Genomic DNA, 24339 nt, shown 5'->3' with positions numbered 1-24339 from the left:
GCGCGGGCGGTTCAGTCGCCCGCGCCGCCGTCGTCGATCTGCCGTACCGGCTGCACCTGCGGATAGGGCATGACGAGCGTGCCGTCGGGCGCTGCGGTAAAGGTCGTCTGCGTCGGATAGGCGATCTCGATCCCGTCGTCGTTGAACCGCTTGAGGATCGCGATGCCGACGGCGGTGCGGCCGTCGTAGAAGCTCGCATAGTCGGCGGTGGGCGAGTCGAACTCGACCTCGAAATCGAGGCTCGACGCGCCAAAGCCGGTGAAACCGGCGCGCACGAAGCTCTTGTCGTGCGCCTCGACGATCTCCTGCAACAGCGCCGGGATGCGCGCGCACGTCTCGGGCGGCGTCTGATAGGTCACGCCGATCACGAACTTGGCGCGGCGATGGTCGCGCTTGGTGTTGTTCTGGATTTCCTTGTCGAGCAGCTGCTTGTTCGAGATGATCCGCTCCTCGCCCTGGAAGCTGCGGATGCGCGTCGATTTGAGGCCGATTTCCTCGATGCTGCCGCTGGTCGTATCGTAGCTGATGCTGTCGCCACGGCGGAACGGCTTGTCGAAGATGATCGAAAGCGCCGCGAACAGATCGGCGAAGATGCCCTGCGCCGCCAGACCGATGGCGATGCCGCCGACGCCCAGACCCGCGACGAGGCCGGTCACGTTGACGCCCAGATTGTCGAGCACGACGATGAGCGCGATCGCGAATACCGCGAAGGTCACGAGCAGGCGGATGAGCCCCATCGCGGTGCCCAGCGCCTCGGCGCCGTGCCGATCGGTCTGCGTGCGCGCCTCGACCATGCCGAGCACGATCTCGCGCACCCAGATCGCGGCCTGGAACACCGCCGCGACGGTGAAAAGGAAGTTGACCGTGGCGCTGACCGCCGCCGGCGCATCGGCATAGCCTTCGACCAGCTTGGCGGCGATCATCACCATGAAGAAGCTGTTGGTGCGCGCGATCGCGCGGCCGAACACGCCCGACCAGCCGGTGATGACCGGCTGCCGCTCGCAATAGCGCTTGCCCCAGCTCTTGAGCGCTGCGAGCGCCAGCACGATGATGGTCGCGACCGCGACCGCCACCAGGATTTGCAGCCAGTGGCCCTGCAGCCAGTCGATACTGTCGATCCACAGGCGACGCGCTTGCCCGGCGATCAGTTGGGGCGTTACCGAAACGGTATCGGCGGTGTTTGCCACCGCGGCGTTGACATTCGACATGTGGCCTTCTTCAGGCTGCGCGGGGAGGGGCGGGCGATGCGCCGGCGTCGGCCGCTTCGGCTTCGGCCTTGAGCAACGCGATGAGTCCGCGCTCGGCGCGGCTCAGGTGGCGCGTGGCGCGCGGCAGGCGCAGTGTCTCGCGCAGCGCGAGTTGCGCCGGCTTGTCCTTGGCGAGCGCCACCAGCGTCGGGTGGACATAGCTTTTGCGCGCGATCGCCGGCGTATTGCCCAAGGCTTCGGTGACCGGCTCGAGCATGGCTTTCAGACCGATCGGCGCATCCGCCGTAGCCAGCGCCTCGAATGCGATCGCGCTCGCGCCCCAGGTGCGGAAATGCTTGGCGGTGAAATCCTCGCCCATCGCCTCGCGGATATAGACGTTGACGTCGGTCGATGTCACCGGGCGCACCTCGCCGGCTTCGTCGACCCAGCTGAAAAGATGCTGGCCCGGCAGGTCCTGGCACCGCCGCACGAAGCGGATGAGCGACCCGTCGGTGATCGTCAGCACCCGCATCTTGCCCGATTTGGCGCGATACTGGAGCAGCAGCGACGAGGTGGTGAGCTTGGCATGGCGCCGCCGCAGCGTGGTGGCGCCGAAGCTGTTGTTGGCCTTCACATATCCCTCGTTGCCGACGCGAAGTTGCCCGCGATCGAGCAGCCGCACCACGGCGGCGACCGCGCGCTCGCGCGAGAGCTTGCGCGCACGCAGGTCGCGTTCGACCTGCTTGCGCAGTCGCGGCAGCCGCTCGCCGAACACCGCGCAGCGCGAATATTTGGCGGCTTCCTGCGCTTCGCGGAACCCCGCGTGATAGCGATACTGCTTGCGGCCCTTCTCGTCCCAGCCCACCGCCTGGATATGGCCGCTGGCATCGGGGCAGAACCATGCGTCGCGATAGGCGGGCGGCAGGCCGATCGCATTCAGCCGGTCGATCTCGTCGCGGTCGGTGATCCGCTTGCCGTCGGCGCCCCAATATCCCCACCCGCCGCGCACCTTGCGCCGGGTGATTCCCGGCTGGCAATCGTCGCAATAGGTGATCGTGCCGGTCATCGTTGCTCCATCGGTATGGCGCAAGGAATGCGCGGGCCGGCGCTTCGTTCCGGAACCAGCGGGGGTGCGCAGGGGTTGGCGACGCGATCCAACCGACATCCAAGGAGAACCGACGTGGCCGATCTACAGGGAATCCGCGTGCTGATGCTCGCCACCGACGGGTTCGAGAACAGCGAGCTGTTCGAACCGCGGCAGGCACTGCTCGATGCCGGCGCCACCGTGACGCTCGCCTCGATCAAGACCGATCCGATCCGGGGCGTGAAGAACGACAGCGAACCTGCCGACAGCATCACGCCCGACCTGACGCTCGCCGATGTCGATGTCGACGATTACGAGGCGCTGGTGCTGCCCGGCGGCGTCGGCAATCCCGACAAGCTGCGGATGGAGGAGCGCGCGGTCGAGATCGTCGAGGATTTCGTCGACGACGAGAAGCTGGTCGCGGCGATCTGCCACGCGCCGTGGCTGCTGGTCGAAGCCGATGTGGTTGACGGGCGCCGCGTGACGAGCTGGCCGTCGGTGCGTACCGATCTGGAGAATGCCGGCGCCGACGTGGTCGACGAGGAAGTCGTGGTCGACGGCAATCTCATCACCAGCCGCAATCCGGGCGACATTCCCGCCTTCAACCGCGCGATCATCGAAGCGCTGGCGAAGGTCGGGGCCGACGCCGACTGAAGCGCCACGCGTTGATCCGTTTCTGCGCGGGGCGTTCTACCCAGCGGTAGAGCGCCCCCGAGGCGACGAGCACCATCAGCAGGTACAGCGCGATCAGCGGCCATGCGACCGCACCGGGGGCGGCGACGAAGGCGAGCTTGAACGCCTTCCACATCAGATAATGCGCCAGATAGGTGGCATAGCTCACCTCACCAAGCCAATGTAGCGGCGCGCTGGCGAGCACGCCGCCGCGATGCGAGAGCGCCAGCACGAGCAACAGTGCGGCGAACATCGGCGGGACAGCGAGGATTTCGGGCAGCGCGCCGGCTGCCCATAGCGCGCCGAGCATCGCCATCACGCCGAGTGATGCGATCGTCGCGGCGCGCGGGCGTGCGCGCCAGCGCAGCCACAGCGCGCAGACGGCGGTGCCGGCGGCGAACTCGAACATGCAGCGCAGCAGCCCCAGGCGCCCGCTCGTTTGGTTGAGCGTATCGGCATCGCGCGCGGCCAGCGTGGTCGCCAGCAGCACGAGCAGCGCGACGATCGCGGCGATCACCGCCGGCGTCGGCACGCGCCGCCAGTCGATCGAAAGGATCAGCAGTGGAAAGGCGAGATAGGCGGCACTCTCGACCGAGATCGACCAGGCGGGCTTGTTCCACGCGAGCGCGCCTTCCATGCCCCAGCTTTGCACCAACAGATAATGCCAAGGCAGCTCGGTGAAGGGGAACTCGACCGGATCGTGTCGCCCCGTCGCCGCCAGCAACAGCGCGAGCATCACGCCGCCGGTCAGGACGAAGGCGTGCAGCGGCCAGATGCGCGCGAAGCGGCGGTGCAGGAAACTCGCGACCGCCGGCCAGCCGCCGCCGCGCAGCCGCTCGGCATAGCTCAGCCACAGCACGAAGCCCGACAGCAGGAAGAAGAAGTCGACCGCGAGATAGCCGCGCGCGAGCACTGCCATCGGCCAGCCATCGAGCCCGCCGATCGAATCGCGGATATGGTAGAGCACCACCCACCAGGCAGCGAGCCCGCGCGCGGCGGTGAGCGCGCGCAGTTCGGCCGGTGCAGCGCTAGGCTCAGCCATCGCGGGGCGGGCGCCCGAAGCCCTTTTCCTGCGGCGCTTCGCTGTCGAGATCGGGGCGCCGCAGCATCAGCCAGCAGGCATAGAGCATCAACGCGTGCGTGATGCCGAGCGAGAAATTGTCGATCATGCGGGGCGGCCTCGCTGCATGAACGGGCGATAGGCCATCGCCGGTTGACGGCCCGTTAAGCGCCTGCGTGGCATTGCGCGCTCATGCGGATACTCCACGTGCTCGATCACAGCCTGCCGCTGCATAGCGGCTATACCTTTCGCACGCGCGCGATCCTGAAGGCGCAGCAGGCGCTGGGCTGGGACGTGGCGGGCGTCACCGGGCCGCGGCACGGCACTGCCGACGCATCGCATGAGTGCTTCGACGGGCTCGACTTCCATCGCAGCATCGCGCCCGCATCGGCGCCCACCCCGATCGGCGAATGGCGCGAGATCGGCGCGCTGGCAGCGGGAATCGAGCGCGCGATCGATCGCTTTCGCCCCGATATCCTGCATGCGCATTCGCCCGTGCTCAACGCACTGGCGGCGCTGCGCGTGGCGCGCCGGCACGGGCTGCCGCTCCTGTACGAGATTCGCGCATTCTGGGAGGATGCCGCCGTCGGCAACGGTACCGGCCGCGAAGGCTCGGCACGCTATCGCCTGACGCGCGCGGCCGAGAGCTGGGCAGTGCGCCGCGTCGATGCCGTTGCGGTGATCTGCGAGGGGCTGCGCGGCGATCTCATCGCGCGCGGCGTCGCGCCCGAGCGCATCATGGTGAGCCCCAACGGCGTCGACATGGACCTGTTCGGCGATCCGCCGCCGCGCGACGCGGCGCTCGCCGCCGAACTGGGGCTAGGCACATCGGTGATCGGCTATGTCGGCAGCTTCTACGAATATGAGGGCCTCGACGATCTGGTAGCGGCGATGCCCGCACTCGTCGCAGCGCAGCCTGATGCGCAACTGCTGCTGGTGGGCGGCGGGCCGATGGCGGCGGCGCTCGCGGCACAGGCCGCCGCATCGCCCGTTGCCGATCATATCCGCTTCGTCGGCCGCGTGCCGCATCACGAGGTCGAGCGCTATTACAGCCTGATCGATATTCTCGCCTATCCGCGCAAGCATATGCGCCTCACCGATCTGGTGACGCCGCTCAAGCCGCTCGAGGCGATGGCGCAACGCCGGCTGGTCGCGGCATCGGATGTCGGCGGGCATCGCGAACTCATCGAGGACGGCGTCACGGGCACGCTGTTCGCCCCCGATTCGCCGCCGGCGATCGCCGCGGCACTGGCGCGGATGCTGGCGGACCGTGCCGGCTGGGATGCGCGGCGTGCGGCGGCGCGCGCCTTTGTCGAGCGCGAGCGTAACTGGTCGTCAAATGTTTCGCGCTATCGCCCGGTATATCAACGGCTGCTCTCGGCCGACGGAATGGAACGAACATGGTCGCGCTCACCGCCAGTCTCCCCCGCAACCTCCCCTTCGCACCGCTCGCCGCGCTGATCGTCGGCGCTGCCGCGGCCCTCGCTGCCGGACTGTTTCCCACCTGGCGTCTCGAAGGGCTGATGCTCGACACGGGCATCGCCGCATTGTTCCCGCCGGCACAGCCGCCGCTGGGAGCGACCGCTCGCCTGCTCATCGTGCTCGCCGCCGGCGGCATCGCAGGCGGGGCGACGCTGTTCGTCGCGCGTCGCGTGCTGACGCCGGCGCCGCGCGCACGCACGCTCCAACGGCGTGCCGATCTGCATCCCGACGCACCGCTGCGCGAGCCGGTGATGGCCGCACGCGATCTGGGCACGCCGTTTCTCGAGGTCGTGGCACCACGCGAGCTCGAAGCCGAAGTCTCGGCAGATTCCGCGCCGGTCGAGCGCCCGCTGCCCGCCAATCTCGAAGTGCCGATGGTCGCCTTCGCTCGCGGTGCGATCGAACCCGATGTCGACGTAGAACCCGAGCCCGTCGCCAGCGAGGCGCGGATCGAGACGTTCGAACTGACGCCGCCGGTACGGCCGCTGCCGCTGCCGATCCGCGCCGAATTACGCGAACCCGAGCCCGCGATCGTCGCCGCCGAGACCGATGCCACGATCCATCTGCTGCTCGATCGGCTCGAGCGCGGCATGGCGCGCCGCCGCACCACGCCGGCGATGACCGAGCGGCCCGATGCCGAAGGGCTCGAGGACGCGCTCGTCACGCTGCGGCGCTTCGCCACGCGCTGACCCTAACGCTCCTCGACGCTCAGCGCTTCGATTCGGGCAGCGAGCGTGCCGGCGGCATGCTCGACGGCGACGACCGCACAGTCGGCGAGCAGATGCCCGGGCATGAACAGCTCGGCGTCGGCCAGCCCTGCAAGCCAGGCGTGCGACGCAGGCTCATCGGGGAGCGTGACGCGCAACAGGTGCCGCGCCCCGGTGAAGGTCGCGCTTGCCCAGTCGATACTCGTCGCTTCGCCGATCGCGAGTATCAGGCCGGCGGCATCGGCTGAGCCTTGCAGCGCGCGTTGCAGCAGCGCCATCGCGTCGGGGCCGCGCATCAGCCGCGCTCGACTCGTGCCAGATAGGCTTCGATCCGCCCCCGCATGCGAGCCCGCGGCTCGCGTCCGTTGCGCAGGTCGTCGACCAGCCGCGGATCGTTGGCGACCGATCGCCCGAACGCCGTCCGCTTCATCCCTGACCGGCGCAGGTGCCGCTCGATCCGAACCACCAAATCCATGCATCCCGACTCCTTCGCGCTAGATATGTTCCTTCTCTGTTCTCACATTTCCAACTTGTCTAGGATATTTCCTCGGCTTATGGATCGAGCATGTTGCCACCCGATCCCCGCACCGCGCTTGCCGCCGCTGCCGCTGCGCAAGGCGTCAGCCTCATGCGGCTGTCACGCGTGATCGGGCGCAACGACGCCTATGTGCAGCAATATGTCGCGCGTGGATCGCCGCGCGTCCTGCCCGAGCGCGAGCGGCGGCTGATCGCCGATTATCTGGGTATCGAGGACGAGGTGCTGGGCGGTCCGCCGGGACTGCGTGCCGTGGCACGATTCGACGTCGCCGCGTCGGCGGGGCCAGGCGGCGTGGCAGAGATCGACGTGCCCGAGCATCCGCGTCTGGTCGATCCGGCGATGCTCGCGATGCTGGGCGTAGCGGGCGATGCAGCCTCGATGATCCGCGTCGCGGGCGCTTCGATGGCACCGACACTGCTCGACGGCGACGACATTCTCGTCGATTCAGCGCGCCGCGACGTGTCGGCGGGCGGCGGCGTGTTCGTGCTGCGGCTCGATGGCGTGGTGATGGTCAAGCGCGTGGCACCCGCGCCCGGGGGGCTGCACGTATCGAGCGACAATCCCGACGCGCCCGATCCCGGCATCGTCGCGCGCGCGCGCGTGCGCGTGATCGGTCGCGTCGTCTGGGTAGGCCGCGCGCTCTAGCGGCGCGTCGCGTTCAGCCGCGTCGGCGGTCGAGCAGCCAGATCGCCACGCTGAGCGCGATGCCGACGCCAAGCCCCGCGAGAAAGCCGAGCGACGGCTGGCGCAGCGCGACGCCAATGCCCGTTCCGACGAGCATCGAGACGGCGAGCAGCGCGCCGCCGGCCATCGGGGTGCGCGAGGGGGGAGCGTCCTGCATGGCGCGCGCCTTGCCACGTCCCGCGACGGGACGCCAGCCGTCCGCTTTCGGCACGCCCGTCTCGCAGCGGCACGGAGACGCCGACGTCATTTACCTTCGTGAAACGCGGGCGCGCTGGCTACTCGCCAAGCTGGCACGCTGCTTGTAAGCGCGCCTCGCGATGCAGATGCCCTATTTGACCGACAGCGCCGACGTGCGCGACGCCGCCGAACTCATTGAGCTGTTCGGCGACGACGCCGGCATTGAAGCCGCCGCGCGTGCCGATGCCAGCCGCAACCTTGGCAACCATCTGCATTTCTGCCGCTGGCGCCAGATCGAGCGGCTGATCCTCTTGCTCGCGCAGGACCGCGCGCTGGGCACTCGCCACTAACCGCTGCGACGCCGCACCGGATGGCGCGCCGCCGCGATCCCGGCTAACGCAGCGCCATGTCCCGTTCGTTCCGCCGGCAGCGCTGGCGCCTTGCCGCTGCCGGCCTGACCCTGAGCCTGTGGGCACCGGCCCATGCGCAGCAGGCCGGCGTGGCGGTGCAGACCGGCGGCGAGGACGCGCTGCTCGATCCCGATGCGCCGCTTGCGCCGCTAGACGATGTGGGCGTCGACTGGCCCGATCTCGATGCGGCGCCCGCCGACCCGGCGGTGACAACGACCGACGTCGCTACCGCCCCGACCGACGGAACGATCCGCTACGGCTACCGCGTGGACGGCATGGACGGCGTGTGGACCGACCTCATGCGCCAGCGCTTCGACGAGGCATCGACGCTCGAGGCGCATGACGACGAGCCGTCGAACGCCGCGCAGATCGACCTGCGCGCGCGCGAGGATGCCGAATTGCTGCGCACGCTGCTCCGCGCGGCGGGCCATTACGATGCCGTCGTCGAGCCCGTCGTCACGCGTGAGGGCGACCGCTTGCTGGTGACGCTCGATGCCGTGCCCGGCGCGGTCTATCGGCTCGATCGAGTAACCATCGCCGGTGTCGAGGCGGCGGGCGACAAGGCGCCGCTGTTGCGCGAGAGCTTCGCCGTCGAGGCAGGCGATGCCGCCGACGCCGACGCGATCGCGGCGGGCGAGGAGGCGCTGCGCACGCGCATCGGCCGCACCGGCTTCGCGTTCGCCGAGGTCGGCGAGCCGCGCCTCACAGTCGATCGCGCCGCGCGGACCGCCAGCCTCGACATCGCCGTCGATCCAGGCGAGGCGTTGCGCTTCGGCACCGTGCGCACGCGCAACGACCGCGTGTTCGATGCCGAGCACGTTCTCGACATCGCGCGCTTCGTGCCCGGCGATCTCTATGATTCGAACTCGGTCGACGATCTGCGCCGCGCGATCGTGCAGACCGGCCTCGTCTCGGCGGTGCGGATCGAGGAAGTGCCGGGCCGGACGCCGGGCACGGTCGATCTTGAAGTGGGCATGATTCCCGGGCCGCCACGCACGATCGCGGGCGAGCTCGGCTATGGCACGGGCGAAGGCGCGCGCGCCGAGGTGAGCTGGACGCATCGCAACCTGTTCCCCCCCGAGGGTGGGCTCACGCTGCGCGGCGTGCTCGGCACGCGCGAGCAGCTGGGCAGCGTGGTGTTCCGCCGCAACAATTTCCACGGGCGCGACCGCGTGCTGACGTTGCAGGTTGCCGCCGCGCATCTGGAACGCGACGCCTTCGTCGCCGATACCTTCCAGCTCTCGGGCAGTCTCGAGCGGCAGACCAACATCTTCTTCCAGAAGACCTGGACCTGGTCGCTCGGTGCCGAGCTGCTCGCCAGCCGCGAGCAGGACGTGATCCTCGCGACAGGCGCCGAGCGCGTGCGCACCTTCTTCATCGGCGCGCTGCCTACCAGCCTCGCCTATGACGGATCGGACGATTTGCTCGATCCCAAGCGCGGCTTTCGCCTGGCAGGGCGGCTTTCGCCCGAATTGTCGTTCGAGGGCGACATCTTCGGCTACGCGCGCACGCAGGTCGACGCGAGCGTCTATCACCCCATGAACGAGCGCGTGGTCGTGGCGGGGCGCGTGCGGCTGGGCACGATCCTTGGCGCCCCGCGCGATGCTGTCGCTCCCTCACGCCGCTTCTATGCGGGCGGCGGCGCATCGGTGCGCGGATACGGATTCCAGGCGATCGGCCCGCGCGATCTGAACAACGATCCGATAGGCGGGCGCAGCCTGACCGAATTCTCGATCGAAGCACGCGTGCGCGCGTTCGGCAATTTCGGCGTCGTGCCATTCTTCGATGCCGGCACGATCTCGACAGCGGCGGTGCCGCAGTTCGACAATATGCGCTACGGTGCCGGTGTCGGCGTGCGCTATTATTCCAATTTCGGCCCGATCCGCGTCGATGTCGGCACGCCGATCAACCCGCAGCCGGGCGATTCGCGCATCGCCGTCTACGTCTCGCTGGGGCAGGCGTTTTGAGCGACGACGCGAAGCCCGCGCCGCGCCGCAGCGGCTGGCGCTGGCCGCGCCGCGTGCTCGGCGCGGTCGCGCTGCTGCTGGGGCTGGTCGCCGGCGCGGCGATGCTGCTCGATACGCAGGCGGGGCGGCGCTGGGTGGTCGATCGTGTCGCCGCGCTCGAACCCGCCAACGGCCTGCGCTACCGGATCGGCCGTATCGACGGATCGCTCTACGGCGAGGCGACGCTCGTCGACGTGCGCGTCTATGATCCGCGCGGACTGGTGTTCGCGGCACCATGCGCCGAGCTCGACTGGCGGCCGCTCGCGTGGAGCGCCAACCGCCTCGACATCCGCCGCCTCGTCATTCCGCGCGCCACGTTGCTGCGCGTGCCCGAGCCACGCCCCACCGGGCGGCAGGGGCCGATCCTGCCGGGTTTCGACATTGCGATCGGCTGGCTTGCGGTCGACCGGCTCGAACTCGCCGAGGGCGTGGCGGGACCGGCGCGTGTGGGGCGTATCGTCGGCCGCGCAGATATCCGCAACCGGCGCGCGCTCATCGATCTGGCGGCACTCGTCGCGGGCAGCGATTTCGTGCGCGTCGATCTCGACGCCGCGCCCGACCGCGATCGCTTCGATCTGGCCGCGCGCGGGCGCGGACGGGGCGACGGCGTGCTCGCGCGGATGCTGGGGGTCGCCCAACCGATCGCATTCGAAGTTGCCGGCGACGGGCGGTGGCGGCGCTGGCAGGGGCGCGCCGCCGCGAGCCTCGGCGATGCGTCGCTCGCCGACCTGCGGCTCGGCGTCGAGGATGGTCGCTATACGCTTGGCGGCACCGTCGCGCCCTCGCTGATGCTGCGCGGCCGCCTCCAGCGCCTGACCGCGCCCGTCGTGCGAGTGAACGGCGCCGCGACGCTTGCCAATCGCCGGCTCGAAGGTACGCTGTCGGTGCGCTCGCCGGCGCTGCTGATCGAGGCATCGGGCGGCGTCGATCTTGCCGAATCGCGCTGGCGCGACCTGCGCATCGCCGCCCTGCTCGATCGCCCGCCGGCACTGTTCCCCAACATGACCGGCCGCGACATCGCGCTGCGCGCGGTGCTGGACGGTGCGTTCGCCACCGCGCGCTTCGACTATCGCCTGTCGGCGACGCGCGTCGCCTTCGACCAGACGGGGTTCGAGACGGTGCGTGTGAGCGGCAGCGGGCGGCTTTCGCGCGCGCCGGTGATCGTGCCCGTGCGCCTTACCGCCGCGCGCGTGACGGGCGTGGGCGAGGTAGCGGGGGGCATATTGCGCAACCTGGTGGTGACCGGGCCGCTCGCGGTGACGGCGCAAAGCGTCACCAGCGACCGGCTCGAACTGCGCTCGGACCAGCTTTCGGGCCGGATCATGCTGTTCCTCGATCTCGCCACCGGCCGCTACGAGGTAGGGCTGGCGGGCGGACTCCAGCGCTATCTTATCCCCGGCCTCGGGCTGGTCGAGGTCGATTCGCGGCTGACGGTAGTGCCCGGCGCCAGCGGCGGTACGCGCATCGTCGGACGCGGTACCGCGCGCGTGCTGCGGCTCGACAACAGTTTCTTCGCCACCTTGTTCGGTGGGCTGCCACGGATCGCGACGGGGCTCGAACGCGGCCCTGATCGTGTGCTCTATTTCCGCGGTCTGGTGCTCAATTCGCCGCTACTCGACGTGCGCGGCAACGGGCTGCGCCGCGTCGACGGCAGCTTCTATTTCGAAGGGAGTGGGCGCCACGCGACCTACGGACCCGTCACGCTCAAGCTCGACGGCAACATCGCCCGCCCGCGTGTCGAGCTGCGCCTCGCTTCGCCCAATGACACGCTGGGGCTGGCCGATGTGCAGGCGCGGCTCGATCCGGTTGCCGAAGGCTATCGCTTCACCGCCGCGGGCGGATCGCGGCTCGGGCCGTTCGAGAGCGACGGCACGATCGTGCTGCCGTCGGGCGGCACCCCGCGCATCGAGGTCGCACGCATCGACGTGGCCGGCACGCGCGGCAAGGGTGCGCTGGTGATCGTCGCCGGCGGCTTCGACGGGCGCATCGATTTCACCGGCGGCGGGCTCGCCGGCAATCTGCAATTCGTGCCGCAGGGGGGCGTGCAGGGCATCACCGGCGATGTGACCGCGCAAGGTGCGACGATCGCCGGCGACCTCGCGATCCGCAGCGGGCGACTGACCTTTTCGAGCCTGCTCGACCCCGAAGGCGCGAGCATCGAGGCGAGGCTGACGGCTCGCGGGCTGCGGCGTGGCGCGCTCAGTCTCGCGCGGCTCGATGCCAGCGGCCGGCTGCGCGGTGGCAGCGGCAGCGCGAAGGTGACCCTCGCGGGGTCGCGCGGGCGCGGATTCGCAATCGATGCCGATATCGCGATTGCCGATGACCGCTACACCGTGACGGGCGGCGGCAGCGTCGACGGGCGGCCGCTCAAGCTCGTCGCGCCGGCGGTTCTGACACGCGACGACGATGGCTGGCAGCTCGGCTCGACACGGCTGACCTTCGCAGGGGGCGAGGGCACGCTCGCGGGGCGGTTCGGCGGCGACGCGACCGCGATCGACGCCAGCGTGCGCGCCATGCCGCTCACCGTGCTCGACATCGGCTTTCCGGGCCTGGGGCTTGGCGGCACCGCATCGGGCAGCGTGCGCTACGCGAGCGACGCGAGCGGCGCGCCGACGGGGTCGATCGACATGACGGTGCGCGGGCTCGCGCGTGCCGGGCTTGTCCTGTCGTCGCGGCCCATCGACCTCGGCGTCCGCGCGAACCTGTCTCCTGCCCGCGCGGGACTACGCGCGGTGATGGCAAGCGGCGGGCGTACCATCGGCCGCGCGCAGATGCGGCTTGCGCCGCTCGGGCAGGGCAGCCTGGCCGACCGGCTCGCCAACGCCGCGCTGTTCGGCCAGCTGCGCTACAATGGCCCGGCCGATTCGCTCTGGCGGCTCACGGGTATCGAGTTGTTCGACCTTTCGGGCCCCGTCGCGATCGGTGCCGACGTGACCGGCCGTCTAGCCGATCCGCGCATTCGCGGCGCGGTCCGTACGACCGATGCGCGCATCGAGAGCGCGGTGACGGGCACGGTGCTGCGCAATGTCGCGGCGTCGGGGCGGTTCGACGGCTCGCGCCTCGTCGTCGATCGCTTCCAGGCGCGCGACCGGGGCGACGGTACGGTGTCGGGATCGGGCAGCTTCGATCTGTCGGCGGCGCGCGGCTTCGGCATCGACCTGGCGATCGAGGCACGTCGCGCGCTGCTGATCGACCGCGACGATTTTGGCGCGACGGTCACTGGGCCAATCACGATCCGTTCGGACGGCGCCGGTGGCACGATCGGGGGCGAGGTGACGCTCGATGCCAGCCGCTACCAGCTCGGCCGCGCGGTTGCCGCCACGCCGCTGCCACGCCTCGCCGTCACCGAGATCAACCGGCCCGAAGGCGATGATGTCGAGGCGGCGGTGGCGACGCCGTGGCGGCTCGATCTGCGCGCGCGGGCACCCGGCGGCATGATCGTGACCGGGCTCGGCCTCGACAGCGAATGGGCGGCCAATCTGCGTATCGGCGGCGAGCCGACCAATCCGCAGATCCGCGGCCGGCTCGATCTCGTCCGCGGCGACTACGAGTTTGCGGGGCGCGATTTCGATCTCGATCGCGGCAGCATCCAGTTCGACGGATCGGTGCCCGCCAATCCAGCGCTCGACATCGTCGCCAATGCCGACACGCAGGGGCTGAACGCGACGATCCGTGTCGGCGGCAATGCGCTGCGGCCCGAGATCACCTTCTCGAGCGTGCCCGCCTTACCCGAGGACGAGCTCTTGTCGCGGCTGCTGTTCGGCACCTCGATCACCAATCTGTCGGCGCCAGAGGCTTTGCAGCTGGCCGCGGCGGTGGCGGCGTTGCAGGATGGCGGCGACGGGCTCAATCCCATCAACGCGGTGCGCCGTGCGGCGGGTCTCGATCGGCTGCGCATCATCGCCGCCGATCCGCAGACCGGGCAGGGCACCGCGATCGCGGCGGGCAAGTTCGTGACGCGGCGCACCTATGTCGAGATCATCTCCGACGGGCAGGGCTATTCGGCGACGCGCGTCGAGTTCCAGATCACACGCTGGCTTTCGCTACTCTCCTCCATCTCGACGATCGGGCGACAAAGCGCCAACGTGCGGGTGTCGCGCGACTATTGATGCGCGAGCAAGCACCTGGCCAGCGGCCATTCATAGGCTATTCAAGCCATCGGCCCTATGCGATGCGGATGGTGATGCGTCCGTTGTCCATTCTGCTGGCCGCCGGCCTGCTGGCGCCGCCGTTGCCGGCGACTGCCCGCACGACGGACGCGCCGCAGCGCAAGGGCGATCACCGCGCCGCGCACGAGGCGCGGATGCAGGGACGCATCCTGCCACTGCGCGAGATCGAGCGGCGCGTGGTGCCCAAGGCGAAGGGCGCCCGCTACATCGGCTTCGATTTCGATTCGGGAACCGCGGTCTACACGCTGAAGTTCCTGCGCGACGGCAACGTCATCTGGATCGAGGTCGACGGGCGATCGGGGCAAATTCTCGGCCGCTCGGGCGATCGCTGAATAAAGGGGAGGCAGGCACATGCGAGTACTGATCGTCGAGGACGAGCCCAATCTGCGGCAGCAATTGTCGAACACGCTCGAAGGTGCGGGCTATGCCGTCGATCTGGCTTCGGACGGCGAGGAGGGCCATTTCCTCGGCTCGACCGAGCAGTATGACGCGATCATCCTCGATCTCGGCCTGCCCGAAGTCGACGGGCTGACGGTGCTCGATCGCTGGCGCCGCGAAGGCAAGGCGACGCCGGTGCTGGTGCTCACCGCGCGCGACAGCTGGTCCGACAAGGTCGCCGGCCTCGACGCTGGCGCCGACGATTATGTTGCCAAGCCCTTCCAGACCGAGGAACTGATCGCGCGGCTGCGCGCGCTGATCCGGCGTGCCAGCGGCAATGCCTCGGCCGAGCTCACGGCAGGCGACATCCGGCTCGACACGCGCTCGGGCAAGGTCACCAAGGCGGGCGATCCGGTGAAGCTCACCGCGCAGGAATACAAGCTGCTCAGCTACCTGCTCCATCACAAGGGCAAGGTGGTGAGCCGCACCGAGCTGATCGAGCATATCTATGACCAGGATTTCGATCGTGATTCGAACACGATCGAGGTGTTCGTCACGCGCATCCGCAAAAAGCTCGGCGCCGACGTCATCACCACGATCCGCGGTCTCGGCTACAGCCTCGACGAGCCCGACGCGCCGCCCGCCGCCTGATCGCGCGACGTGTCGATCGACACTGCACCTGCCGAGCGGCCGCGCCCCTATGTCCGCGTGACCGGCTCGCTCAGCCGGCGGATGATTCTTATCGCCAGCGGGTGGATCATGGTCCTGCTGGCGGGCGGAGGACTGGCGCTCGACAGCGTGTTGTCGAGCGCGATTACGCGCAATTTCGACGATCAACTCGACTATCTGCTGACGTCGATGATCGTTTCGGCCGAAATCGGTCCCGAGGGCGAGGTGGCGTTCAACCGCGAGCTCGCCGACCAGCGCTTTTTCGAGCCCTATTCGGGGCTCTACTGGCAGGTGAGCGGGCGCGGTTACGATGCCTTTCCGTCGCGCTCGTTATGGGACCGGCGGCTTCGCGTGCGCCCCTCCGAGCCCGATGGCGAGGCGCGGACCTATGACAGTCGCGAATTTCCCGAGGAGCGGCTGCGCATCGCCGAGCGCGACGTGCGGCTGCCCAATTCGAACATCTGGTGGCGCTTCCAGATCGCGCAGAGCCGCGAGATGCTCGACGCGCAGATCGCCGCACTCCGGCAGACGCTGGTGCGCAGCTTCCTGCTGCTAGGCGTCGGCCTCATCGTGATGGCCGCGTTGCAGACATGGTACGGGCTGCTGCCGCTCAAGAAGCTGCAACGCGAGCTGGCGCGGATGCGCGGCGGCAACGCGCCGCGCATCGACGGGCCGATGCCCGCCGAGGTGGCGCCGATGGTCGAGGAACTGAACGGCCTCATCGCGCATAACGAACGCCAGGCCGAGGAAGCGCGGCGCCATGCCGGCAATCTCGCGCACGCGCTCAAGACGCCGCTCACCGTCATCATGAACGCCGCCACCGCCGAAAGCGACGATCTGCCCGCCACCGTCGTGCGCGAGGCGCGGACGATGCGCCGGCAGGTCGACCATCATCTCGCGCGCGCGCGCGCCGTCGGCCGGCGTGGCAGCGCGCACAGCCGTGCCGAAGTGTGGCCGTCGATCGAGGCGGTCGAGCGTGCGGTCGCGCGGCTCTATCGCCATGTGCGCATCGACATCGACGGCCAGAAGGATCTGGTCGCGCATATCGAGCGGCAGGACCTCGACGACCTGTTGGGCAATCTGGTCGAAAACGCCGCCAAATATGGCGGCGGCAGCGTGTTCATCACGGTGCGCGCCGAAAGCGGTTTCGTCGAGATTCTCGTCGAGGACGACGGTGCCGGTATTCCCGAAGCCGATCGCATCCGCATCTTCGACCGCGGCGTCCGGCTCGACAGCGGCAAGCCGGGCACGGGGCTCGGCCTCGCGATCGTGCGCGACGTCGCCGAAATCTACGAAGGCACCGTCAGCCTCGAGGAGAGCGAGGACCTGGGCGGGCTGCTGGTGCGCCTGAGGCTGCCGATGGCGGGGTAATCAGGCGGGCACGCGCAGTCCGTCGATCACCTCGGCGGCAAGCGCTGCGCTGTGCAGTCGCGCGTCGGGATCGAAGGTGGCGCCCGTCACCATCAGTTCGTCGACGCCGGTGCGCTCGACGAACGCCGCCACCTCGCGCGCGACCGTCGCCGGCGAACCGATCGCCGAGCATTGCAGCACATGGTCGAGGATCGCGGCGCCCTGGCCGCCCAGCCCGGCGCGATAGTCGCGCACCGGCGGCGGAAGCTTGCCCGGATTGCCCGTGCGTAGCGCAACGAACGACTGTTCCATCGAGCTCGCGAGATAGCGCGCCTCGTCGTCGGTATCGGCGGCGAAGATGTTGAAGCCTGCCATCGCATAGGGTCGGTCGAGCACTGCCGAGGGGCGGAAGTCGCGGCGATAGATCGCCAGCGCCTGATCGAGCGCGTCGGGCGCGAAATGCGACGCGAAGGCATAGGGAAGGCCGAGCATCGCCGCGAGTTGCGCGCCGAACAGGCTCGAGCCCAATATCCACATCTCGGGCTGTGCGCCCGCGCCGGGGGTGGCGCGGATGCCCGTCTGGCCGTCATCGGCGAAATAGCTTTGCAGCTCGAGCACGTCGCGCGGGAAGCCATTGGGGTCGCTGTCGAGCGTACGGCGCAGCGCGGCGGCGACGCGCTGGTCCGATCCGGGCGCACGCCCCAGCCCCAGATCGATGCGACCGGGATAGAGCGCATCGAGCGTGCCGAACTGCTCGGCGATCACCAGCGGCGCATGGTTGGGCAGCATGATCCCGCCCGCACCGATGCGGATGGTCGAGGTGGCGGCGCCGACATGCGCGAGCACGACCGCGGTGGCGCCGCCCGCGATCCCTTCCATGCCGTGATGCTCGGCCACCCAGTAACGGGCATAGCCGTGGCGTTCGGCATGCGCGGCGAGCCTTGCGGCTTCGGCCAGCGCCTGGGCGACATCGCCGCCCTGACGGACGGGGACGAGATCGAGCATGGCATAGCGGGTCATCGCAGTGAGATGGCGATCGACCGGGCATTTCGCCAGCATAGCTTTATCTCGGCGCGATCAAACGTGCGTTGCCGCGCGCCACCGCTTGCCCCACACTTGCGGCCCGCCTATCGCGCGCCACATGGATGCGCGCCTTGCCCATATCGATGCCTGGATCTTCGATCTCGACAATACGCTTTATCCTGCGGGTACGGCGCTGTTCGGGCAGATCGAGGCGCGGATGACGCAGTATATCTGCGATATCGAGGGTTGCGATCGCGAGGCGGCGTGGACGATCCAGAAGCGCCACTTTCATGCGCACGGCACCACGCTCTCAGGGTTGATGGTCGAGCGCGATATCGATCCGCACCACTTCCTCGATTTCGTCCACGATATCGACATGAGCGTATTGTCGCCCGCGCCCGAGCTGGGCGCGGCGATCGCGCGGCTGCCGGGTCGCAAGCTGGTGTTTACCAACGGCGACGAGCCCTACGCGCGCCGTGTGCTCGACCGGCTCGGCCTGTCGGATACGTTCGAAGCGGTGCACGACATCCACAAGACGCGCTATCGTCCCAAGCCGCACGCCAGCGCCTATGACGGGCTGTGCGACGCCTACGGCATCGACCCTACGCGCGCGCTGTTCGCCGAGGACATGGCGCGCAACCTCGCGCCTGCCAAGGCGATCGGCATGGCGACGCTCTGGGTCGACAACGGCTCCGAACAACATGGCTGCGGCGACCGCGCTTATGTCGACTACACCACTCATGATCTCGCCGCGTGGCTGAGCGCGGCGCTGGAGGACCGATGACGCACGACCTTGCCGCCACGATCGACGCCGCCTGGGAAAACCGCGCCGAGCTGGGCTTCGGCACGATGGGTGACACGCGCCTTGCCGTCGAACGTGCGCTCGCGATGCTCGATGCGGGCACCGCGCGTGTCGCCGAGCCCGATGGCGAAGGCGGCTGGCAGGTGAATCAGTGGCTCAAGAAAGCGGTGCTGCTGAGCTTCCGCCTCAACGACAATGCACTGATCGACAACGGCCCCGGCGCCGGCCACTGGTGGGACAAGGTGCCCTCGAAGTTCAGCGGCTGGAGCGAGGCCGAGTTTCGCGCGGCGGGCTTCCGCGCGGTGCCGGGCAGCGTGGTGCGGCGCGGGGCGTTCGTCGGCAAGGGCGCGGTGCTGATGCCGAGCTTCGTCAATATCGGCGCCTATGTGGGCGAAGGCGCGATGGTCGACACCTGGGCTACGGTCGGCAGCTGCGCGCAGATCGGCCGCAACGTGCATCTCTCGGGCGGCGCGGGTATCGGCGGCGTGCTCGAGCCGCTCCAGGCCAATCCGGTAGTCATCGAGGACGATTGCTTCATCGGCGCGCGCGCCGAAGTCGCCGAAGGTGTGATCGTACGCCAGGGTGCCGTACTGTCGATGGGCGTATATCTGGGCGCCTCGACCAAGATCGTCGACCGCGCGAGCGGCGAAGTGTTCCGCGGCGAAGTGCCGGCCTATTCGGTAGTGGTGCCCGGCACGATGGGCGGCGGCGACGGCAAGCCGGGGCTGTATTGCGCGGTGATCGTCAAGCGCGTCGATGCGCAGACGCGCAGCAAGACGAGCATCAACGAGCTGCTGCGCGATTAAGTGGGGTGCGCGACTAGCTGACTGCCGCCACTCCCAGTCGCGCGATCTCGATCTTGGGGCAGCGGTCCATCACGACCTTGAGCCCCGCCGCCTCGGCGCGTTGGGCAGCGGCTTCGTTGACGACGCCGAGCTGCATCCACACTGCCTTGGCACCGATAGCGATCGCTTCGTCCACCGCTTCGCCGGCGGCTTCGGAATTGCGAAAGATGTCGACGATGTCGATCGGGTCGCCCAGCTGCGCGAGGTCGCGGAACACGAATTCGCCGTGGATATGCGTGCCGGTGATTTGCGGGTTGACCGGGATCACGCGGTAGCCGTGGCGTTGCAGCGCCGCCATCACGCCGTTCGAGGCACGGTCGGGGCGGTCTGAAGCCCCCACCATCGCGATCGTGCGCGCGCCTTCGAGCAGCGCCTTGATATCCTCGTCGCTGGTCAGCGGCATCGCTTCATCCCTTCCGGTCGAGCCACGCTTCCACTTGCGCGGCCAGATCGAGGAACGCGGCGGCTTCGGCGCCGTTCCCCGCCGCCGGCGGGGCGCCCGCGTCGCTGGCGGTGCGGATGCCGATGGCGAGCGGGATGCGCGCCAGCAGCGGGATATCGAGCGCCTCGGCCGCCGCCGCCGCGCCGCCATTGCCGAACGGATCGGAGATTTCGCCGCACGCGGGGCAGGCATAGCCGGCCATGTTCTCGACGAGGCCGATGATCGGAACCTGCATCTGTGCGAACAGGTCGATCGCGCGGCGCGCGTCGATCCAGGCGAGATCCTGCGGCGTCGACACGATGATCGCGCCCGCCGGGCGGTGCTTTTGCAGCATGGTGAGCTGTACGTCGCCGGTGCCCGGCGGCATGTCGACGATCAGCGTGTCGGCATCGCCCCAATCACCATCGACCAGTTGCCCCAGCGCGTTGGTGGCCATCGGCCCACGCCACGCCAGCGCCTTTTCGGGCGCCACGAGCTGTCCGACCGAAAGGAGCGGTACGCCGAACGCGGTTGCCACGGGCACCAGCTTCTTGTCGCGCGCTTCGGGCTTGATGCCTTCGACGCCCAGCAGGCGCGGCTGCGAGGGGCCGTAGATATCGGCGTCGATCAACCCCGTGCGCCGCCCGCGCGCCGCCAGCGCCACCGCCAGATTGGCCGAGACGGTCGACTTGCCCACGCCCCCCTTGCCGCTCGCGACCGCGATCGAGCGGCGCTCGGTGCGCGTGCTGGTCTGCGCGACGCGCACGCTCTCGATACCCGCCACGCTCCCGGCGGCGGCTTCAACTTCGGTGGCGAGTGCATCGCGCGCGGCCGGGGGCAGGCCGGTCACGTCGAGAATGATGCTGGCGCGTGCGCCATCGACGCGGACGCTCGCGCGCCCCGCGGCGATCGGCGCGAGCAGCGCTTCGAGCTGGTGCTGGATCGACATGCCGCGCGATGTAGGCGGGCTTTTGGCCGGTGCCACTGTAAATCGGCGGACAGCCCCCTATAAAGACTGTCATGGTGAACCTATCGGGGTGGATCGCGCGCGCTGGCGCGCTCCGTAATGAAAATCCAAAAGGCCCATGGGGCGGCGGTGCGGGCGGCGGCTCGGGCGGCAACGGCAATGGTGGCGGCGGCAGCGGCAATGGGGGAAATGGCGGAGGACCGCGCAACCCCTGGGCGTTCCCGCCCGAAGGCCGGCGGCCGGGCAAGCCCGGCACCGCGACGTCGCTTGACGAGTTCCTGAAGCGTGCCAAGCGCGGCGGCGGTGGGGGCGGCGGCTTTGGCGGCAACGGCGATTTCCAGCTGCCCGGCGGCCAGCGGCTGTGGTGGATCGCGGCGGGCGTGCTGGCGCTGGTGTGGATCGCCTTCACCTCGATCCATCCGATCGGCCCGCAGGAGCGCGGCGTCGTCTCGCTGTTCGGCCGCTACTCGACCACGCTGATGCCCGGCATCCAGTTCACGCTGCCAGCGCCGATCGCGAGCGTGCAGGTGGTCGACGTGCAGGAAATCCGCACCGACGACTTTCCGCAGGGCGCGACCGAGAACCTGATGCTGACGGGCGACCAGAACATCATCGATCTGGCTTATTCGGTACGCTGGGACATCAAGAACGCCGAGGATTTCATCTTCGAGCTGGCCAATCCGCGCGAGACCGTGCGCGCCGTTGCCGAAAGCGCGATGCGCGCGGCGGTGGCGGGTACCACGCTCGACCAGGCGATCGGCGCCGGTCGCACCGCGCTCGAGGGCGAAGTCGCCAACCGGATGCAGGAAATTCTCGACGAATATGGGTCGGGTGTGCGCGTGCAGGGCGTCGCGGTGAAGCAGGCCGTCGCCCCGCAGGCGGTGGACGAGGACTTCAAGGCGGTGTCGGCAGCCCAGCAGCAGGCACAGGCCAATATCAACCAGTCGCGCGCCTATGCGCAGCAGGTGATCGCGCGTTCGCAGGGCGAGGCCGCGCAGTTCGACAAGATCTACGAGCAGTATCGCCAGGCTCCCGAAGTCACGCGGCGCCGTCTGTATTATGAGACGATGGAGGCCGTGCTGGCCAAATCGAACAAGACGATCGTCGAGGCGCCGGGCGTCACGCCTTATCTGCCGCTGCCCGAAGCAGCGGGGCGCCGTGCCACGCCGGCGCAGGTGGTGCCGCAGGCCGAGCCCCAGACCCCGACGGGAGCGCAGTGATGAACACGCTCAACTGGCGCAGCCCCGTCGTCATCGGCATCGCGCTGCTCGCGCTCTTGGTCCTGCTCGCCAACATGGTGGCGATCGTCCCCGAGACGAAGCAGGCCGTGATTTTGCGCTTCCAGCAGCCGATCGGTACGGTGAACCGTTACCGCGAAGGCGAGGCGTTCGGCCGCACGGGTGCCGGCATGGTGCTGCGCGTGCCGTTCGCCGACCGGATCATCTGGATCGACAAGCGCGTGCTCGACATCGAGCTCGACAACCAGCCCGTGCTCTCGACCGACCAGCTGCGGCTCGAGGTCGACGCGTTCGCGCGCTTCCGCGTCGTCAATCCGCTGCTGGCGGCGATCTCCACCGGTTTCACGTCGAATACCGAACAGCGCGTGGCCGATCAGCTGCGTCCGATCCTGGGATCGGCGCTGCGCAACGAGCTTGGCAAGCGCCAGTTCGCTGCACTGCTCAGCCCCGAACGCGGGCAGGTGATGGACAATATCCAGGCCGGGCTCGACCGCGTCGCACGGCAGTATGGCGTCGAGATCGTCGACGTGCGCATCCGCCACGCCGATCTGCCGACCGGCAGCCCGCTCGAATCGGCGCTGCGCCGCATGGGCACCGCGCGGCGGCAGGAAGCGCTGACCATCGAGGCGCAGGGCCAGAAGCAGGCGCAGATCATCCGCGCCGATGCCGACGCACAGGCCGCGCGCATCTATGCCGAGAGCTTCGGCAAGGATGCCGACTTCTACGATTTCTACCGTGCGATGCAGTCGTACCGCTACAGTTTCGGCGCCGATGGCGGCGAGGACGGGCGGGGCGGCACCTCGATCATCCTGTCACCGCGCACCAACGACTATCTGCGCGAGTTCGAGGGCCGCAACTGACGGATCGTTCATATTCAATCATAGTTCAGCAAGGGCGAGGCAAGATGGATGCCAAGTCCGAACTAGAGAGGAAATACCGAGTGCGTTACGCCTATGGGATTACCGCGGCCCTGCTGCTGGGCGGCACCGCCGCGACTGTTGCGCTCCAGCCCAATGTGACCTCGGCGCAGACCGCGCAGAACGAGCCCGGCGCGATCGCCGCCGCCGCGCCGCGCGCGGGTGCGCCGATGAGCTTCGCCGACATGGTCGCGCGGCTCCAGCCCGCGGTGGTCAACATCTCGACCACGCAGCGCGTGCAGGTGCAGAGCAATCCGTTCGCAGGCACGCCGTTCGAGCGCTTCTTCGGCCAGCAGGGCGGCGGTCGCCCGACGACGCGCGAGGGTCAGTCGCTCGGCTCGGGCTTCATCGTCTCGGCCGATGGCTATGTCGTCACCAACAACCACGTCATCGCGCCTGCCAACAACGCTACCGTCGAATCGGTGACCGTCACGCTCAGCGACCGGCGCGAGTTCACTGCCCGCGTGGTCGGGCGCGATCCGGCCTCTGATCTGGCGGTGCTCAAGATCGAGGGCGAGCGCTTCCCCTTTGTGCGCTTTGGTGATTCGAACCAGGCGCGCGTCGGCGACTGGGTGGTGGCGATCGGCAATCCGTTCGGCCTCGGCGGCTCGGTGACGGCGGGCATCATCTCGTCGGTCAACCGTGTGACGGGCCAGCTCGGCGCCTATGACCGCTTCATCCAGACCGATGCTTCGATCAATCGCGGCAATTCGGGCGGTCCGCTGTTCGACATGCAGGGCAACGTCATCGGCATCAACTCGCAGATCCTTTCGCCCACCGGCGGCAATGTCGGCATCGGCCTCGCCATTCCCGCTGAACAGGCGCAGCCGATCGTCGAGACGCTCAAGAAGGGCCAGACGCCGCAGCGTGGCTATCTGGGCGTCGGCATCCAGCCGATCGACGAGGGCATCGCGCAGTCGCTCGGCATCGAGCGCAACCAGGGCGAGCTCATCAACCGCGTCGAGCCGGGGCAGGCGGCCGAGCGCGCGGGCATCCGCCGCGGCGACGTGGTGCTGCGCGTCAACAATCAGGCGGTGACGCCCGACACGACGCTCAGCTATCTGGTGGCCAATGTGCGGCCGGGCACGCGCATCCCCATCGAGGTGCTGCGCGACGGCCGCCGCGTGACGCTGACCGCCACCGTGGGCACGCGGCCCAGCGAGGAGGAACTCGCCGGCTTCTCGATGGACGAGGAAAGCGAAAGCCAGTCGCCGGCAATGCCACAGGGCGACGCTTCGCTCGGGGTCGCGGTGCAGGCGCTCACGCCGACGATCGCGCGCTCGATCGGCGTCGATCCCTCGACGCGCGGCGTCGTCATCACCGCCGTCGATCCGTCGAGCGACGCCTATGCCAAGGGCTTGCGCCGCGGCGTGGTGATCCAGTCGGTCAATCGCACCGAAGTCGCGACGCCCGCCGATCTCGAGCGGCTGGTCAACGAAGCGCGGCGCGCCAATCGCGGGCAGGTGCTGCTGTACGTGATGCTGCGCAACGTCGGCCGCTTCGTCGCGGTCGAACTGGGCGAGTAATCGTACGCTGACGCAGCCGGCTTTCGC

Annotated in this window: 25 protein-coding genes; 15 read left to right on the top strand and 10 right to left on the bottom strand. The window is 69.1% G+C overall.

All coding sequences use genetic code 11. The annotated features are described in order from the left end of the window. Positions 1-11 precede the first annotated feature (11 nt). Together FBR43_RS14070 and FBR43_RS14065 are read right to left on the bottom strand one after the other, a co-directional pair. Positions 12-1208 carry a mechanosensitive ion channel family protein gene (locus tag FBR43_RS14070; RefSeq protein WP_136943691.1) on the bottom strand — a complete coding sequence of 399 codons (1197 nt, stop codon included), beginning with the start codon at positions 1206-1208 and terminating at the stop codon, positions 12-14. Positions 1209-1218: 10 nt separating this feature from the next. Continuing rightward, a complete protein-coding gene (locus FBR43_RS14065) occupies positions 1219-2253 on the bottom strand; it encodes a DNA topoisomerase IB (protein ID WP_136943690.1) in 1035 nt (344 codons plus the stop codon). 114 nt (positions 2254-2367) lie between these two features. Here FBR43_RS14065 and FBR43_RS14060 point away from each other — a divergent pair, with 114 nt between their 5' ends. Continuing rightward, positions 2368-2925, top strand: coding sequence for a type 1 glutamine amidotransferase domain-containing protein (locus tag FBR43_RS14060; RefSeq protein ID WP_136943689.1), 558 nt, complete (start codon positions 2368-2370; stop codon positions 2923-2925). On the opposite strand, the gene FBR43_RS14055 is transcribed toward FBR43_RS14060, so the two are convergent. Further along, complete coding sequence (locus FBR43_RS14055; RefSeq protein WP_136943688.1) at positions 2885-3985, bottom strand: acyltransferase family protein; 1101 nt, start codon at positions 3983-3985, stop codon at positions 2885-2887. The genes FBR43_RS14060 and FBR43_RS14055 overlap by 41 nt on opposite strands. Beyond that, a complete protein-coding gene (locus tag FBR43_RS16560) occupies positions 3978-4112 on the bottom strand; it encodes a hypothetical protein (protein ID WP_262708695.1) in 135 nt (44 codons plus the stop codon). Before FBR43_RS16560 ends, FBR43_RS14055 begins: the two co-directional genes overlap by 8 nt. An 83-nt stretch (positions 4113-4195) precedes the next feature. Between FBR43_RS16560 and FBR43_RS14050 the strand changes: the two genes are divergently transcribed. Further along, on the top strand, positions 4196-5464 hold the full coding sequence (locus FBR43_RS14050; protein WP_136943687.1) for a TIGR04063 family PEP-CTERM/XrtA system glycosyltransferase: 1269 nt from the start codon (positions 4196-4198) through the stop codon (positions 5462-5464). Next, positions 5404-6174 carry a hypothetical protein gene (locus tag FBR43_RS14045; protein WP_136943686.1) on the top strand — a complete coding sequence of 257 codons (771 nt, stop codon included), beginning with the start codon at positions 5404-5406 and terminating at the stop codon, positions 6172-6174. Before FBR43_RS14050 ends, FBR43_RS14045 begins: the two co-directional genes overlap by 61 nt. A 2-nt stretch (positions 6175-6176) precedes the next feature. Here the strand turns inward: FBR43_RS14045 and FBR43_RS14040 are convergent, their stop codons facing one another. Together FBR43_RS14040 and FBR43_RS14035 are read right to left on the bottom strand one after the other, a co-directional pair. Further along, positions 6177-6488, bottom strand: coding sequence for a hypothetical protein (locus FBR43_RS14040; RefSeq protein WP_249276606.1), 312 nt, complete (start codon positions 6486-6488; stop codon positions 6177-6179). Then, positions 6488-6667: a hypothetical protein gene (locus FBR43_RS14035; protein ID WP_136943685.1), complete on the bottom strand. Its 180-nt coding sequence runs from the start codon at positions 6665-6667 to the stop codon at positions 6488-6490. Before FBR43_RS14035 ends, FBR43_RS14040 begins: the two co-directional genes overlap by 1 nt. 90 nt (positions 6668-6757) lie before the next feature. On the opposite strand from FBR43_RS14035, the gene FBR43_RS14030 reads away from it, so the two are divergent. Next, positions 6758-7375, top strand: a complete 618-nt coding sequence (locus tag FBR43_RS14030; RefSeq protein WP_136943684.1) for a S24 family peptidase — start codon at positions 6758-6760, stop codon at positions 7373-7375. Between the two features lie 13 nt (positions 7376-7388). Here FBR43_RS14030 and FBR43_RS14025 read toward each other — a convergent pair whose 3' ends face one another. Next, positions 7389-7571, bottom strand: a complete 183-nt coding sequence (locus FBR43_RS14025; protein WP_136944242.1) for a hypothetical protein — start codon at positions 7569-7571, stop codon at positions 7389-7391. 166 nt (positions 7572-7737) lie between these two features. Here FBR43_RS14025 and FBR43_RS14020 point away from each other — a divergent pair, with 166 nt between their 5' ends. The 6 genes from FBR43_RS14020 to FBR43_RS13995 all read left to right on the top strand — a co-directional run bounded on the left by FBR43_RS14020 (position 7738) and on the right by FBR43_RS13995 (position 16594). Continuing rightward, positions 7738-7941, top strand: a complete 204-nt coding sequence (locus FBR43_RS14020; RefSeq protein ID WP_136943683.1) for a hypothetical protein — start codon at positions 7738-7740, stop codon at positions 7939-7941. A gap of 56 nt (positions 7942-7997) precedes the next feature. Next, complete coding sequence (locus FBR43_RS14015; protein ID WP_136943682.1) at positions 7998-9968, top strand: autotransporter assembly complex protein TamA; 1971 nt, start codon at positions 7998-8000, stop codon at positions 9966-9968. Beyond that, on the top strand, positions 9965-14116 hold the full coding sequence (locus FBR43_RS14010; RefSeq protein WP_317128330.1) for a translocation/assembly module TamB domain-containing protein: 4152 nt from the start codon (positions 9965-9967) through the stop codon (positions 14114-14116). The genes FBR43_RS14015 and FBR43_RS14010 overlap by 4 nt, the downstream gene beginning before the upstream one ends. Before the next feature lie 74 nt (positions 14117-14190). Beyond that, a complete protein-coding gene (locus FBR43_RS14005) occupies positions 14191-14508 on the top strand; it encodes a PepSY domain-containing protein (protein WP_136943681.1) in 318 nt (105 codons plus the stop codon). A gap of 19 nt (positions 14509-14527) precedes the next feature. Continuing rightward, a complete protein-coding gene (locus tag FBR43_RS14000; protein WP_136943680.1) occupies positions 14528-15205 on the top strand; it encodes a response regulator transcription factor in 678 nt (225 codons plus the stop codon). A gap of 81 nt (positions 15206-15286) precedes the next feature. Continuing rightward, positions 15287-16594 (top strand): sensor histidine kinase, encoded by a 1308-nt coding sequence (locus tag FBR43_RS13995; protein ID WP_136944240.1) that lies wholly within the window; start codon positions 15287-15289, stop codon positions 16592-16594. On the opposite strand, the gene FBR43_RS13990 is transcribed toward FBR43_RS13995, so the two are convergent. Continuing rightward, positions 16595-17593 (bottom strand): LLM class flavin-dependent oxidoreductase, encoded by a 999-nt coding sequence (locus tag FBR43_RS13990; RefSeq protein WP_136943679.1) that lies wholly within the window; start codon positions 17591-17593, stop codon positions 16595-16597. Between the two features lie 121 nt (positions 17594-17714). On the opposite strand from FBR43_RS13990, the gene FBR43_RS13985 reads away from it, so the two are divergent. Together FBR43_RS13985 and dapD are read left to right on the top strand one after the other, a co-directional pair. Next, positions 17715-18380: a pyrimidine 5'-nucleotidase gene (locus tag FBR43_RS13985; protein WP_136943678.1), complete on the top strand. Its 666-nt coding sequence runs from the start codon at positions 17715-17717 to the stop codon at positions 18378-18380. After that, positions 18377-19204 (top strand): 2,3,4,5-tetrahydropyridine-2,6-dicarboxylate N-succinyltransferase, encoded by an 828-nt coding sequence (dapD, locus tag FBR43_RS13980; RefSeq protein ID WP_136943677.1) that lies wholly within the window; start codon positions 18377-18379, stop codon positions 19202-19204. Before FBR43_RS13985 ends, dapD begins: the two co-directional genes overlap by 4 nt. Before the next feature lie 13 nt (positions 19205-19217). Here the strand turns inward: dapD and FBR43_RS13975 are convergent, their stop codons facing one another. Together FBR43_RS13975 and FBR43_RS13970 are read right to left on the bottom strand one after the other, a co-directional pair. Beyond that, the gene (locus FBR43_RS13975; RefSeq protein ID WP_136943676.1) at positions 19218-19646 is read right to left on the bottom strand and encodes a CoA-binding protein; all 429 of its coding nucleotides are present in this window, start codon (positions 19644-19646) and stop codon (positions 19218-19220) included. A gap of 4 nt (positions 19647-19650) precedes the next feature. After that, a complete protein-coding gene (locus tag FBR43_RS13970) occupies positions 19651-20613 on the bottom strand; it encodes an Mrp/NBP35 family ATP-binding protein (protein WP_169542622.1) in 963 nt (320 codons plus the stop codon). Between the two features lie 71 nt (positions 20614-20684). Here FBR43_RS13970 and hflK point away from each other — a divergent pair, with 71 nt between their 5' ends. The 3 genes from hflK to FBR43_RS13955 all read left to right on the top strand — a co-directional run bounded on the left by hflK (position 20685) and on the right by FBR43_RS13955 (position 24312). Further along, positions 20685-21851: a protease modulator HflK gene (gene hflK / locus FBR43_RS13965; protein WP_136943675.1), complete on the top strand. Its 1167-nt coding sequence runs from the start codon at positions 20685-20687 to the stop codon at positions 21849-21851. Continuing rightward, a complete protein-coding gene (gene hflC / locus FBR43_RS13960; protein ID WP_136943674.1) occupies positions 21851-22729 on the top strand; it encodes a protease modulator HflC in 879 nt (292 codons plus the stop codon). The genes hflK and hflC overlap by 1 nt, the downstream gene beginning before the upstream one ends. 80 nt (positions 22730-22809) lie before the next feature. Then, entirely contained in the window at positions 22810-24312 is a 1503-nt protein-coding gene (locus FBR43_RS13955; protein WP_136943673.1) for a Do family serine endopeptidase, read from the top strand. The last annotated feature ends 27 nt before the right edge of the window (positions 24313-24339 follow it).

The organism is Sphingomonas baiyangensis (genome assembly GCF_005144715.1).
Taxonomy (GTDB): Bacteria; Pseudomonadota; Alphaproteobacteria; order Sphingomonadales; family Sphingomonadaceae; genus Sphingomonas; species Sphingomonas baiyangensis.
This window is presented reverse-complemented; position numbering and strand designations above follow the sequence as displayed.

Bases quoted from the DNA above. Each gene is read 5' to 3' on its own strand.
- FBR43_RS14070 (WP_136943691.1), bottom strand. From the start codon at position 1,208: ATGTCGAATGTCAACGCCGCGGTGGCAAACACCGCCGATACCGTTTCG.
- FBR43_RS14065 (WP_136943690.1), bottom strand. From the start codon at position 2,253: ATGACCGGCACGATCACCTATTGCGACGATTGCCAGCCGGGAATCACC.
- FBR43_RS14055 (WP_136943688.1), bottom strand. From the start codon at position 3,985: ATGGCTGAGCCTAGCGCTGCACCGGCCGAACTGCGCGCGCTCACCGCC.
- FBR43_RS16560 (WP_262708695.1), bottom strand. From the start codon at position 4,112: ATGATCGACAATTTCTCGCTCGGCATCACGCACGCGTTGATGCTCTAT.
- FBR43_RS14050 (WP_136943687.1), top strand. From the start codon at position 4,196: ATGCGGATACTCCACGTGCTCGATCACAGCCTGCCGCTGCATAGCGGC.
- FBR43_RS14045 (WP_136943686.1), top strand. From the start codon at position 5,404: ATGGTCGCGCTCACCGCCAGTCTCCCCCGCAACCTCCCCTTCGCACCG.
- FBR43_RS14040 (WP_249276606.1), bottom strand. From the start codon at position 6,488: ATGCGCGGCCCCGACGCGATGGCGCTGCTGCAACGCGCGCTGCAAGGC.
- FBR43_RS14035 (WP_136943685.1), bottom strand. From the start codon at position 6,667: ATGGATTTGGTGGTTCGGATCGAGCGGCACCTGCGCCGGTCAGGGATG.
- FBR43_RS14030 (WP_136943684.1), top strand. From the start codon at position 6,758: ATGTTGCCACCCGATCCCCGCACCGCGCTTGCCGCCGCTGCCGCTGCG.
- FBR43_RS14025 (WP_136944242.1), bottom strand. From the start codon at position 7,571: ATGCAGGACGCTCCCCCCTCGCGCACCCCGATGGCCGGCGGCGCGCTG.
- FBR43_RS14020 (WP_136943683.1), top strand. From the start codon at position 7,738: ATGCCCTATTTGACCGACAGCGCCGACGTGCGCGACGCCGCCGAACTC.
- FBR43_RS14015 (WP_136943682.1), top strand. From the start codon at position 7,998: ATGTCCCGTTCGTTCCGCCGGCAGCGCTGGCGCCTTGCCGCTGCCGGC.
- FBR43_RS14005 (WP_136943681.1), top strand. From the start codon at position 14,191: ATGCGTCCGTTGTCCATTCTGCTGGCCGCCGGCCTGCTGGCGCCGCCG.
- FBR43_RS14000 (WP_136943680.1), top strand. From the start codon at position 14,528: ATGCGAGTACTGATCGTCGAGGACGAGCCCAATCTGCGGCAGCAATTG.
- FBR43_RS13995 (WP_136944240.1), top strand. From the start codon at position 15,287: ATGATTCTTATCGCCAGCGGGTGGATCATGGTCCTGCTGGCGGGCGGA.
- FBR43_RS13990 (WP_136943679.1), bottom strand. From the start codon at position 17,593: ATGACCCGCTATGCCATGCTCGATCTCGTCCCCGTCCGTCAGGGCGGC.
- FBR43_RS13985 (WP_136943678.1), top strand. From the start codon at position 17,715: ATGGATGCGCGCCTTGCCCATATCGATGCCTGGATCTTCGATCTCGAC.
- dapD (WP_136943677.1), top strand. From the start codon at position 18,377: ATGACGCACGACCTTGCCGCCACGATCGACGCCGCCTGGGAAAACCGC.
- FBR43_RS13975 (WP_136943676.1), bottom strand. From the start codon at position 19,646: ATGCCGCTGACCAGCGACGAGGATATCAAGGCGCTGCTCGAAGGCGCG.
- FBR43_RS13970 (WP_169542622.1), bottom strand. From the start codon at position 20,613: ATGTCGATCCAGCACCAGCTCGAAGCGCTGCTCGCGCCGATCGCCGCG.
- hflK (WP_136943675.1), top strand. From the start codon at position 20,685: ATGGTGAACCTATCGGGGTGGATCGCGCGCGCTGGCGCGCTCCGTAAT.
- hflC (WP_136943674.1), top strand. From the start codon at position 21,851: ATGAACACGCTCAACTGGCGCAGCCCCGTCGTCATCGGCATCGCGCTG.